Annotated in this window: 9 protein-coding genes; 2 read left to right on the forward strand and 7 right to left on the reverse strand. The window is 57.0% G+C overall.

Annotation, left to right across the window (positions count from 1 at the left end; genetic code table 11):
- Positions 1-706: 706 nt before the first annotated feature.
- Positions 707-2050 carry a hypothetical protein gene (locus A9K65_RS35380; RefSeq protein WP_140696752.1) on the reverse strand — a complete coding sequence of 448 codons (1344 nt, stop codon included), beginning with the start codon at positions 2048-2050 and terminating at the stop codon, positions 707-709.
- Between the two features lie 322 nt (positions 2051-2372).
- Here A9K65_RS35380 and A9K65_RS29885 point away from each other — a divergent pair, with 322 nt between their 5' ends.
- Entirely contained in the window at positions 2373-3275 is a 903-nt protein-coding gene (locus A9K65_RS29885; RefSeq protein WP_084015715.1) for a serine protease, read from the forward strand.
- Positions 3276-3471: 196 nt separating this feature from the next.
- Here the strand turns inward: A9K65_RS29885 and A9K65_RS29890 are convergent, their stop codons facing one another.
- The 4 genes from A9K65_RS29890 to A9K65_RS29905 are packed head-to-tail and all read right to left on the reverse strand — an operon-like array spanning position 3472 to position 9231.
- The gene (locus tag A9K65_RS29890; RefSeq protein ID WP_064993455.1) at positions 3472-4521 is read right to left on the reverse strand and encodes a hypothetical protein; all 1050 of its coding nucleotides are present in this window, start codon (positions 4519-4521) and stop codon (positions 3472-3474) included.
- Positions 4518-5867 carry a tyrosinase family protein gene (locus A9K65_RS29895; protein ID WP_064993454.1) on the reverse strand — a complete coding sequence of 450 codons (1350 nt, stop codon included), beginning with the start codon at positions 5865-5867 and terminating at the stop codon, positions 4518-4520. Before A9K65_RS29895 ends, A9K65_RS29890 begins: the two co-directional genes overlap by 4 nt.
- Before the next feature lie 33 nt (positions 5868-5900).
- Positions 5901-7100 carry a hypothetical protein gene (locus A9K65_RS29900; RefSeq protein WP_064993453.1) on the reverse strand — a complete coding sequence of 400 codons (1200 nt, stop codon included), beginning with the start codon at positions 7098-7100 and terminating at the stop codon, positions 5901-5903.
- Positions 7101-7116: 16 nt separating this feature from the next.
- Positions 7117-9231, reverse strand: coding sequence for a hypothetical protein (locus tag A9K65_RS29905; protein WP_064993452.1), 2115 nt, complete (start codon positions 9229-9231; stop codon positions 7117-7119).
- 1513 nt (positions 9232-10744) lie between these two features.
- Between A9K65_RS29905 and A9K65_RS36175 the strand changes: the two genes are divergently transcribed.
- Positions 10745-10891 carry a hypothetical protein gene (locus A9K65_RS36175; RefSeq protein ID WP_224655927.1) on the forward strand — a complete coding sequence of 49 codons (147 nt, stop codon included), beginning with the start codon at positions 10745-10747 and terminating at the stop codon, positions 10889-10891.
- Here A9K65_RS36175 and ubiM read toward each other — a convergent pair.
- Together ubiM and A9K65_RS29925 are read right to left on the reverse strand one after the other, a co-directional pair.
- The gene (ubiM, locus tag A9K65_RS29920; RefSeq protein ID WP_064993451.1) at positions 10881-12062 is read right to left on the reverse strand and encodes a 5-demethoxyubiquinol-8 5-hydroxylase UbiM; all 1182 of its coding nucleotides are present in this window, start codon (positions 12060-12062) and stop codon (positions 10881-10883) included. The two genes, A9K65_RS36175 and ubiM, sit on opposite strands and share 11 nt — an antisense overlap.
- Positions 12063-12191: 129 nt before the next feature.
- A complete protein-coding gene (locus A9K65_RS29925; RefSeq protein WP_084015713.1) occupies positions 12192-12482 on the reverse strand; it encodes a hypothetical protein in 291 nt (96 codons plus the stop codon).
- Positions 12483-12756: the final 274 nt, after the last annotated feature.

Below are 12756 nucleotides of genomic sequence, written 5' to 3' on the forward strand. Positions count from 1 at the left end.
GGCTGCTTGGTTTCGCATCCGTTTGGCCCACCGAGCACCGGCGAATTTGCACAATTCGACTGTAGACGACTTTGGACTATTCGCAGCCAGTTGGCGAATGGCCGCAGTCGGGCGCCGAAAGCGGATTGTTAATCAGATTGCCTAAGCGAGATAGCGAACGGATACATCCATGAGCGCCACCGCTGTGCCTCCGCCTGGCGCCCAACGGCTGTTCACTTGTTATTCAAGGCGAGGCCGAAGATGTAAGCTGATCGAAACCTATCCCGGCGAGAGCCATCAAGTCGCTTGGCAGAGCGACGTCGCCCGCCGTTTTCCCATTTTCGCTTGAGATGAATGCGATCAGTGCGCTCACTTCTGCGTTGCTCAAAGTTCCAGGCGCGTTCCTTGGCATATTAGTTTTGATGAAACTGAACAGGGCACTGACGCTGCCAGGGAACCACTTTTGTGTAAAGACAGAGCCTCTAAGGGGGGGGCCGAATCCCCCCGAGAGGTCGGCCTTATGACAAAGCACGCAGGTCGAAAGGAATTTGGTCCGACCGGCCCCAGCCTGATCGGCAGAAAAGGTAAGTGGACCTAATGTCGCCGCGTGGCCATCACCCTCGGGGCGATCGGTTGCTCCATTACTTGGCAATGCAATCACTAAAGCCGCGATTGCCAGGAGCATCGCGCCCAAACAGCGCCTGACACTCATCTCGTCAGCCCCCTTTCATTTTTGAAATGGACAGGAGGCGGGCGGCGGACCTGCAGTTTCTGGCTTTGCACGGAACGGTATTGACATCACGAAGTCGGTCTGGACGAAGTCGTCAAATACATTATTACGCGTAACCTGCAGATTGGCCGATGGGAAGCCTGGCCACGGAACGAGCGTACCGTCAACAGATTTGGCAAGTACAGCACCATCTGGCACGGGTTCTTGGTTAGGCAACCCGATCTGAAACAATCCGGTGTTCAGAGGGTTGAAAAATCGCGGTGATGCGGCTTTCTTGTCCCATCCACCGTATGAATGGCAGCTAATGCACGAGGAGTTTACAAAGCCATTCTCGATATGGGCATCTGAAAGCACAATTGGAGAGCCGGTCGTGTCCACGAAATTGACCTGCGTCCCTCCCAATTTATAGTTCTCCCAAACGGTTCCCGCGAGACTGGCTGGCATTTGCGCTGTGTCGGGATACTCCCTTCCAGGTTGGCTGGGGAGCGGCTTTCCAGCGAATATCTTGTGATGAAAGGTCGCCCAGAACCAGTTTGGAACGTCTTTCGTGAGGATGTGAAGCGTCTGTAGCCCAAAGACGACTTTCGTTGCTCCTGTTGATTGTCCAGAGCTGAGCTGCCCATTCTTCACATAGAGTACTATTGAATAGAAATTGTTTGGAACGCCCGACCCAATCTCGGCATCGGTGAATTGCACCCAAGCAGCTTTGACTTCAATGCTCTCTGGAGGGAAAGTGATCGGTCCGACCGCCTTATCAAGTACCGCCTTAGCGTACCTCGCCAATCCATCTCGACTATACAGACAATTCGTACGAATGAAGTCGAACGTCGCTTTGTTCATATATGTCTCGCCGAGACCGCCTACGCTTCCGATATAGACACCCTCTCCTGATGTATTGAACCTTGCGCTTAATGCGGCTTGTTCATGAAAACCTGGCTGCTGCCCAGGCGCCTGACCAAAAAGATGTCTTTCGTCGTTCGCATCGGTCCAATCGGCCGGGTAACTTCCGTCGTCCTTGAATACCTCGCTATCTGCTAACTTCCACGTCTCCCAAACAGAAGTGGTACCTGGCGCTCCAGGACGGCGCGAACAGTCTGGTACTCCGCGAGATTTAGGGTCTGTCGCGACCGCAGGTTGGACCAACGTAGCGAACAAATCCCAAGCGTGCTTGCTGGGATTATCCATCGCATCGGTGCGTACGGGCGACGGAGGACAAAAATCGGCGGGTGTCGCAGGCGGCTGCCCTGCGGCCACCGCGGGAGCAAGCGCGCAGTCCCAACCAACAAACAATGACAAGCAAGTCGCAGCCTGCATCAATCGACGTCCAAGGACGCTGACCATAGCACTCTCCCGAAGTATTAAGTCTTGTCAGTAAAGCGCGCTGCCAAGAGCTTCCATGACCTGGAACATTAAATGGGCAACAATATATAATGCCGGACTAGACGCCAAAGCCAAAAGCGCCCCCCCTGCGGTATGACCATATCCCTCAGAGTCGATTGACGCAATACCGCTTGCACGCGACGACAAAAAGATTAATTGTCAGGGCAGAGACTATAATACAGGCACGTGCGTTCGCGACGGGCATACGTACACTTATTAACTGAGGAGAAGGGCAAGCACGTCACACCTGCGAGAGAGGCACATAACCTTGGGAGGGATTGGAATGCAGGTATTTGCTGGATTGGCTGCGATTGGCTTTTTTGTGATAGAGGTACTGTCAGTCACGCCTGCAGCGGCGGGAGGACTGGGGAATATCGAGCGCCTCCAGAACGAGGTGCAAGACATCGTGAAGCGGGCGAAACTGCCCGACGCCGATCAGAAGTTGATACTCAATTCGATTCGTGTGGACCCTCGCATCGTTGGCGGCGAGGCGGTGGATTTCAAGCAAAATGAGTGGCAGGTTGGGCTTGTAAGGGCGGTCGCCCCCGATCCACAACGGTTCCTGTTTTGCGGCGGGTCGCTTGTGGCGCCAGGCTGGGTCCTAACGGCGGCGCACTGCGTCGACAACTTCATCGTGAACAAGAACCCAGCCGCGCTAGACGTCGTCGATGGCACGAGTTTCCTGCCTGCTGGCGGCGAGCGTCTCAAGGTAACCAACATCATCATCCATCCGAAATGGGACTCGCAGCTTAACGAGTACGATTTCGCACTACTTCAGTTGGCGCGGGACGCGAGGATGGGCCGACCGATTGCGCTGATCCCAGAGGGTTCAAGTTACCACGGGACGGCCTACGTTACGGGTTGGGGAGCGATCTTCCAAGGCGGAAATACGACGACCGACCTGCTCGGTGCAACCGTGCCCATAGTGCCGAATGATGCGTGCAATGCGAAGGACAGTTACAACGGACGAATTACCTCGGCGATGATATGCGCTGGCAAGGAGGACGGCGGCGTCGATTCTTGTCAAGGCGATAGCGGAGGGCCACTAAGTGCCGTTGTAGACGGGAAGCGCCAGCTCGTCGGCGTTGTGAGCTGGGGCGAGGGTTGCGCCAAACGCCTGAAATATGGCGTCTACGCCAACGTCGCGGTTGCAACCGTGTGGATAGCCAACACGCTGGCGCGCTGAGCTATTAGTCCGGGCTTGAAGCGAGTGACTCCGTTGACGGGACTATTCGGTTGTCACCTTGCCCGTTGATTTTAGGGGCAAGGTCAGGTGTTGCGAACGTTGGTCCGCCTAGCGCAGGACCGAGTCCGGTCTACGGCTTTGCAGCTGGATCGAGAACAAGAACAAACGCGGTTAGGAGGATCATGCAAGCCGACCGCTATTGGAGCGGACGGCCTTTGTTGAACATTTGGTTAAGCTCCTGAAGCGGAGGCGCATTGAGGTTTGATCGGGTTAGCGCGTCGGTTTCCTGTGCTGCCTTCAACTTGTTTTGTAGCGCTCTTTTGAGCGCCGCCCATTGCGCGGCATCGAGCTTCCCAGCCGATTCCGCGCTTTGGGCATAGTTTCGCACCGCCGCTGCATAGACGAGCGACGGTGTGTTCGGATCGGTGGCGACGGTGAGTGCGTAGGACGTGAATGTCGGATCATATTGACCAAGCACTTGAGCCGCCGCGGCTCGAAGAGCGGGCTCCGCCTGGTCGTTGAGAAAAATCTTGTTGCGAATCAAAGGTCGGTCTCCTGGAATTGAGCCAAGAACCGCCACGGCAGCCAGTCGCGCTTCCGCGGGCCCCTTATCCAGAAAATCCAAAAGGCAGGCACGCGAACGCGCCTCAGGTGCTTGCGTGCAAAGTTCGGCCGCTTGCTTTGGTGTGACCGCTCCATTGGCTAGGGCCTCCGCCAGCAAGGGCGAGGCTTCCTCCGCGGAGGACCTCACCAGCGTCTTTAAGGCGAGCATACCTGCCTCGGATCGACTTTGGCGAGTTGCCAGCCTCAATGCGTCGAGCGCCACCTTGTGCTGGTTTTGAACGTAGCTTCCCCATATTGTGCCCGGGTGCATCGCGGGGTCGTGATTGCCGGCGTCGTGACCGGCCATGACGACCGAGTTAGCCAAGATTCCGACTGCGGATTTTCGCACGTCTTCGACGGGATCCGTTACCAACTCCGCAGCGACGGGCAGAGCCGCGTCTTCGGAAATCAACGCAAGACCTTCGAGCGCCTTGCTGCGTGTTCCTGGATCAAAATTCGTGTTTGCGGCGGTGACGCGCAGTCTTTCGATCTCGCCTGCGTTCTCCAGGAGATACGCCCTGACACGCGGATCGGGATTGGGGGGCTGGCCCAACTGGGCCAGGCACGGCGCAGCCAAAAGCCAAGCGCTAACCAAGGCGGAAACGAAGATGCGGCTGTTATTGTTGCCACCCATGTAGGTCATTTGAGAGGCCGTCCGAGATAGTCGATGTCGTCGTAGCAATATCCCAGCGCCGAGGAGGCCTGTTCGGATCCTAGGTAATCTAGCATTCTTGCTGGCGTGAGCGAAGCGGCCTCGGACTTTGAACTTATTCCGGGCATCTGATGCGACGTGGAAGGCCATCCCGATGCTTCTGCGGGATCTGGGTATCCCCAAGGCCACATCGGATCGTCGGCGTAGGTGCCCTTCCTGTATATGCCCGCATCTGGCCCGGTTCCTGGATATTTCCCCAGGGCTGAGTACGCGTCCTCATCATTCCCGCTGAACCGGGAATAGGTGGCCTGCCAGTGTGCCCAAACCCTATCCACGTTGGCATGCAGCAGGAAGAAGAGTGGGTCGGCGGGCGAGTCGGCCGTGGCAAGCCAGCCGCCCAGGTTTCGATGCACACCGCTATGGAAACTACTCTCGATTTGGCTATGGAATATCACGAACGCGCGGTGGAAGTTCGCCGGTACGGCTGGATCAAGGACGCCTTGGCTTGGCGCCACAGCTGGGTCTCGAATCAGCCGACCCATTTGTGGATCGATCCAGTCGCCTAGACCTGGCCCGCTGACGAACGGCACACCTGGCACAGTCGCTCCCATGAAATCATCGGAAAAAACATGGTCCGCAGGCTCATCGAAGCGCCAATATGGAATGGTCACACGCGGGTCGACCTGCTGGAGGCGACGTTCAAGATCAAGGAGTAGCGCTCGGTGCCATGGCAAAAAAAGTGGCGACCTGTGAATTTCAAGCTGATTGGCCGCTTCATGGATGCGAACGAACGGTTCGTAATCCGACGACGCGGCGCTGTTTTGGATATCGTGAAGCTTCTTCAAAGCGTCCAGAAAAATTTGGACTTCAAATCTCGTCAACGACTCCGCGTTTTTTCGCACCCGCACCATCACGTCCACCGATCCAAGCTCCAGGCCTAGGTCATCAAGCGCGATCACGCGCACGTCTTTGGCGCCAGTGGAGGCCTTCGTCCCCATGATCCAGAACGACGCCCATGCCCCATTCGAGGGAAGGGGCAGACTGAGAGTGGAGGAAGGAGAGTAAGACTTCTTGTCGAGGACTTCGGCTCCGTTTAGCTGGAAGGCCACATTGCCGCTGCTGTCGGTAGAGACAGCAGAGAGGGTTAGATGTTGTTGCGCTGTCGACGACTTGCTTAAGAGTCGAGCTCGCGAGAGAACAGGAGTCCAGCAAATATAAGGACTGCTATCGTGGGCGCCGTCGCCGATTTGTATTTCGACCGACTGAGCCGTTGATCGACCGACGGCGGCAATCGAGATGAGGACGCACCAGAATATTAGGCCGAGAAGAATTCGCATTGCACCCTTGCGATTGGATTGCCACCGTCGAAATCATTGCCCTGGCGCCGTCACTCGCACAACAGTCTCGGCCCCACCGTCGGCGGGCGCATTGAAAAATGTAAGGGTGGCGTCCGCAGTCGTGGGAGGCTTATCGGAAACGAACGAAAAGTTATAGGCCGAACCCCAGCGAACCGCGTTTGCGTTGGTGTCTTCGGAAGATTTGCGCGTTGACCAGATTATCTGGTTGCCTTGAATGCGGCTGTCCCAGGCGTCGTTCGACCATATCTCCCCATTCGAATGTGGAGCTTTGAATGAAGCGCTGCTCTGGTCAATCTGCTGCTCAGGCACTGCAAATGCCTGGACAGCGAGATCGCTGTTCATATTGTACACGGAATAATCGTACCGGAACTTCCCACCGGCGAGGGGCTGGGCCTTGGAGCCTACTAGGATATACGTCTTCACCCCGTTCTCATCAAGATCGACCTCGGAGAGCTGCGCCCCGTACTCTTTCCAGGCGAACAGAGCCGGCTGCATCCGCACCTCCGGGCTTTCGTTTCGCAACACCCACGCTCCAGATCTTAAGATCGGTTTGACTTCCCTATAGGTCACATTGTTACGTGCGTTACCGGCTGTCGCATCGTCGGCGGTGATGTACTGGGCCTCCACGAAATACCGCGCGCCTGGCGTGAGCAGGTCAGCTTCGTCGACGAGCAAGATCCGTTCCGCTGGATCGCTTGGGGGATAGCCGGTCAGATCTTGTGCTTTGGATCCGTCAAATTCAACTTTTGCAGAATTGGTTATTCTGCTCCGAGGCCCAAGATTACGGGGATCTGAATTGAGATCCTCAGTATACAGGTCGGAGCAACCGGGACGCAACTGGCTTCCCCCGGCCCCAGCCTGGCAGGTGCGATGCATTTCCGGTATGCCACCGCAATCGTTCTGATTCGTCGCGTAGAATCCGTGCTTGACCCAAGATTTCGCCAATTGCTCCATCCTTCCATCTGCCAAGCGATAAAAGTTGAGGGTGATGGCTGGATGATGTGTGTCCGGAAGGCGCTGCCAATTGAGTGGCGAATCCCCAATATTGCAGGAATTGGTTGAAGCCGTGAGACCGATCTTCGATCCGAGCCGGCTGTCTTCCCGAGCGTCGTCGATGAATCCCACGATCACATCCGGCCCTGTCGCGGCCGCTTTGAGGTTGCTCGACAGCAGCGAAACGACGACAACCGCGATCCCATATGCTATACGCATGACTTACTCCCGTGGGCTATTTAATATCGACTTTTAGCAGATGGTCAGCGGCGCTGACGCGCTCCCCGCCCTGATCGAAACCAAATCGCTTGGCAGCGACACGAATGAGGTACCGCTTGTTCAGCGATGCCGGAAAATACAATCTGTATTGCCTTGGTGTCAGCGTAGGGGCGGGGTTGATCCAGCGCATATGCCCCTGGAAAGACATGTCGCGGAGTACGAATATTGTCCCATCCGTGAAGACACCCCCTCCCAGGTCGCTAAACCCTAACGCCTTGGTCTGCTCGATGCTTGGAAAGTCACCACTAGCCGGCTCCGCACCATCAGAGGGTATACCGACCTCGTGTATCGCTACGTTAAAGCGTACATCATCGCGCTCAGGGACTCCGCCGAATGAATTGATATACGTCCAGTCAAGCCGGATGCGCTTTGGCGACAATTCCGAGGAACCGTCGGGATTGTCTTCAATGCCCACTGCGAAATTTTGAGGACCTGATGGATCTCCGATCCTCGTCGCCTCATCCATCGTGGACTCGGGAGTTGGAGCATCGGTGTAGGTTTTGAGGGAGCGCGAATCTCCATCAGCGTTCTCGATAACCGCGCGAAGCTTATCCCAATCAGCATCCGAGATGGGAGCAGGTTGAGGGTCGGAAACGTCATTGCCTTGCGGTTCCGCGTACATCCACGGATGAATTTTACCTGCGCCGGTCCGAAGTGCCCAGTCGGTGCGGAAACTGTTTTCCAACCCGCTGTCTCCGGCAATAGAACCGAGGCGTCCTACTGCATCCGATGCAAAGCGTCCGGTGCCGTTGTTGGTGAGTCCATGGCATGAGGTACAATTTCGTGCTGGATCTACAATCGTGAGGTCGCCATCGAGCGTGCCCCTGTGAGCTGCGGTATAGTCCGTCCCAACCACTCGGTAGGGGGTCTTCGAGTTCCGGGTACGCTCGGGGAGCAGATCGCCAAGGCTGAACGCCGCGGCCTCATCTTTGTCGCGATAACCCACGCGCGCTTGCTTGATATAGGGGGTAATGATCCTGGGTTCTTTGTTATCGTGGCACGCGGCGCAGTCGACCCTGAAAGTCGCGTCGTATGTCTTGGATGCCAGAGTCCGACCAGCAGTGTCGTTGTATCCGCCTCCTCCTGGTGCCACAGTAGGCGTACTCCAATCGAACTTTATTCCTTCATAGCTTCCGTCGAAGAACGCCAATTCCCCGCTCACCTGGTTGAAGCCGATGTAACCAAGCAGCGCATAGGAGTTGTCGTTCTCACTCCAATATTTCTCTGGTCTTAGAATCTCCGGGCCGTGGGTTTTCCTCGCAAGTGCGATCCATTCGACGTTTCCTTTTTCGATCCTAGAGAGTCTCGAAGCGGTACCGCATGGTGTTACACCGCCTGCCAGAGACGGCTTGTCGCATTTGTCGATGGTCGCCGTCCAATTTACAAACACACCGTTCTTGTCGCGATGCTCGTATTCGAGCGGAGAGCCAGATTTGGAACTGTTCGGCTTTAGTTCCGCTCGATTGCCGTCCACCTCCACATACGTGGCCCGCGTTTCGATAACTGACCCGTCAGAGCGGACAAATCGGCCAAGCGTGGTAACGTCGAACGGCGGGATCGGTCCGAAGACAGCTCTGACTTCATCGGCGTAGCGGAGGTTAATGTCTGTTTCTTTCGAAGCAGGTGCCCAAAAGATATTGCCGTTCCACCGATTAACCTTGGATGAGAAGTAGTCTCCTCTGCCCAAAAAATCCGGCGCCGCGTTGAGAGGTCGACTTGACGACCCTACCGCTAAGCGAAATTGATCAGTTATTTGTCCAAGTTTTTGATGTTGTTCCAGGAAAATTGAAAGCTGGTTGACGTACTCTAAGGTGCGAGAATCTCCCTCTGGCAACTGCGACATCGGTCTAGCAAACGGATATCGGGGCGCCTTTAAAAGTTCCCCCTCATTGATGAGAGCTTGGCTATTGGTCCGTTCGAGCGCGGCGGCGTCGAGATGTCGGATCAGATCGGGCGCGGTTTGCCGGACAAAATCGGCGAACGACTTCGGCCGCATCAGTTTCGCGTCTTGGGCCAGGGCACAGGAACCCGCCGCTGCAAAGGCAATCAGACTGCAAAGCAAGAGGCGCATGAACTCGACCCCCCCGATCGCGTCATGTATAATTGCACGAGTATACCTGGTTTAGCAATCAGAGATATGCATCCTCCCGGTCAATGTCCTGTAGCAGTGCTGGACGAGATACTTACGCGCTGTTTTTAGTGCACAAGAGCGGCTGCGCCGGGAAGGTAAGTCCAAATGCTATCTGGGCCCGCGGGATCGGCTGCAGGCACGTGAAAAAAAGCCGGCAGGCAGGAAATGGCCTGAGCACTGCGCTGCGGTTCACCGTTCGGCAGGATTGGTTTTGCGCTGGTGGTCACCCGGAATCTCGGAGCTGCCCGACGTGCTGAGCGCGGAGGAAGCGGCGCGGGTGCTCGAGCCGGCGCCAGGCATCAAGTACATGGCTGCGCTCGGTGTCGCGTATGGCCCAGATCTACACGGTCGGAGGTCACGCGTCTGAATAGGTCAGCGGCATCAATTCGAAACGCATGTTGGTCCGTGTCGAACAGGAGCATGATCGGTTCGATAAGAGTGCGGTCTAAGAGGCTGGACTTTCAGTGGGAGTTCACCTCGGAAGAACATCGAGGCTTTGATCGCGGCAGCACGAATGCGGCCCGCACCTTGCTCGTTGAGCAGAAAGCCGATTGCAGGCGATCTCTCAGGTGGTCGACTGAACCTTGTCGACCTGATGAGGTTGGTCTGCCTCCTCGATGCTGGGGGAGGCGAATTCTCGACGCATGGCTCGCATGAGGCTGTGTAATTGAGGCCTCAGTTCCGCGTTTTCCCCGAGCCGGCCGAAGGGATTGAGGGCGTCTGCATGGTTTCGGAAGTCCCTTCCGCAGTCCGCACAGTCGGGACAATCGTGTCGTTGCCTCTTGCTGATGCATGAAAATGACCACGTACCGGTGGAGGAAACCATAAAGAGCTTGCTGCACCTAGGCGCGCGTCACCAGCGGATCACGACGACTTTTTCAGTTCCATTGGCGAGTTCGACAGCCTCGGTGCCATCTTGCTTGCGGCTCTGGATTTCGCGCTCTCAACGGCTTCAACCCCGGCGGCAACGGCCGCAATGCTTCATCGACCTCGGCGACACAGACCAATGTTTCTTCCGGGAGGTCCTTGATTTGGTTTCAGCAACTGGCGAACGTTCATGGCAAATCTCCTTGGCGCTGCGGGGAGCAGATACCTGCTTTCGCCGGCGCGAACCATGGTTCGTGAGAAAAGTTCCGTTCGCCAGCGCACTGATCAAAATGCGGCGCGAGAGTATCGGCCTAGGTTAAGTTTGCTCCTCCAACCCATGCCAGTTCGCCGGCGCTTCGTGCTCGAACTCAAGGAGATCGGTAGCAGCCTTCCCCCGCCCAGAACATTCTGCTGGACGGCATCGAAGGAGATGTGCGCCGCCCACCTCCAAGTGCTCGGGTACTGCTTCGGATCTTTTCCAGTCGCAGTGGCCTGGAATCACGCGCAGTAATTTTCCAGTAAACTCAGCCTTTCGGAATACCATCCGAACCCACACCGTTAGGTCATTCAGCTCGCAGTACGGCCGATGATCCGCGCCGAAATGTCACCGTCACCGACCGAACAGGCGTTCGCCGAAGCGGTGGCAGTGATGATTTGGAGCGATGCCACTCTTGCCGAGCGGTCGTCGCAACAAGTCCACGAATTCCAGAGCTGCTGGTGCTTCACCGTTTGAGCATGGCCGAGATGCCATGCCGGATAAGAGGAACGTGTTGGGCGAACCGAAGCCCCGCATGGCGTGCAAGCCGTGCCGCCGGTCGCTCGCTTGAGTAGAGTCGGACGAGTATATTCGTAGCATGGTAGAGCGGCGCCGCCGACAGGCGCAGCCGCCTTTCGTATCTGTGCAGCATGTCGGGATCGGCAATGTCACGGCGGTCGCGACTTGCAGTCAGGATTGCATCGGCGAGTTGCTTTTGGCTGCTGAGACCGATGTTGAAGCCATGCGCTGTCACCGGGTGCATTCCAATAGCAGCGTCACCGATGAGTGCGGCACTCGGAGCCCTGAGTTCGTGCGCCCACGTGGTGACCAGCGGAAAGGCGTGGCGGCTGCTTGCCAATGTCATTTCCCCGAGACGGCCTTGACACCGCTTCGTCAATTCCCTGAGGAACAAATCGTCGTTGGAGGCAAGCAGTCTGCCGACCTCGCTTGAGGGCAGAGTGAGCAGCAACGAGGAGACCCCCTCCCCCAGAGGCAACATCGCTATCGTTTGATGGTGATCGAACCATTCGGTTGCCACATGGTGATGGGCGCGTTCATGCCGCACCCGACAGATCAGCATCGAGTGGCCAAGCCGATTGATGTCGGCGCCGATGCCGAGCAGATCACGCGTGGGAGACAGGCGCGAATCTGCGGCAACAACAAGCCTGGCGCTCAACTGCATGCCGTCAGAAAGCGTAACCACTGCTCCTTTGTGGCTGGTCCTTGCATGGACGACCGAGTGGCCGCACCGCAGCTCTGGCTGATCACGCAGCCGAACGATTTTGAACAGCGCATCGCGAATGCGGCAGTTCGGGACCAAAATTCCGAGGGGCTCTCCACACGCTCTTGGAGCATTAAAACGCAGAGCGAAAGCGCTCGATCCGTTGAGGACGCGTGCGCCTTGAAGTGGTGATTTGTCCGAAGCGGGAATGATATCCCAGGCGCCGAGCTCCCGAAGGATTCTGATCGAGGCATGAGTCAGCGCGATCTCGCGACCGTCGAACGCCGGATTCGCGAGCCTTTCCCGGGCCTGCGCTTCAACAAGTGCCACTTTGAGTTTGCTCTGGGCAAGCGAGGCGGCGAAGGAAAGTCCGACCGGCCCCGCGCCAACGACAATGATGTCGAAGCTGTTATCGGAGACGGCCATCAGCGTGGCGCCATCGGGTCGGCTCTCCAGTGTTCAGGCACGAATTGCGAAATCAAAAACGCCTTTGATGCTAGTTTAAGCACGACGCGCGCAAGCTATGGCCGCCTAAATAAGTGGCAAGCCGCCTTATCAGCGGCAGATGCTCACAAAGCCGTTGCTTGACCGCTGATGCTGGCAAGTAAGCGGTCGATCGGGCCGTTGCTGCGGCGCGATCTCGCGATCCTGGCCACGGAAGTGCTGCTGCTGCTGCTGATATTGCTGCCGCCGCAGCCTGTTCTCCAGCATCAGTAATTGGTTCTGCTCGACCAGCGCATTGCGATTGGCGGAGTTGAGGACTGGTGCCGAGGCGACTTGATCCGGCAACGTCGCCGTTCCCAGCATTCCCGACATGAAGATCGTCAATAGGCGAAATCGCGACATCTATACACTCCTGCAAACAAAACTTTGGCATACGCAGTTGCCCGGTGATGCCACCATGCCCGCAGGACCAGCGAACATGGCCAGCGTCTGACGCCGCTCTGCTGCCGTCCCGCGATGTCTTGAGCACGCGGTCAGCAGCCTCGCGTCCGAGCGCCTTGGGTTCACATCGACGGTTGTCAGTTGCGGACGCGCCGCAAGCTCCACAACGTTCTCAAAACTAGCGAGGGCTACATCGGCATGTATTAGCGAGCCATCTCGCAGAGCGGGTCGCACG

Origin of the sequence: Mesorhizobium sp. WSM1497, assembly GCF_001672455.2 — a bacterium.
Classification (GTDB): Bacteria; Pseudomonadota; Alphaproteobacteria; order Rhizobiales; family Rhizobiaceae; genus Mesorhizobium; species Mesorhizobium ciceri.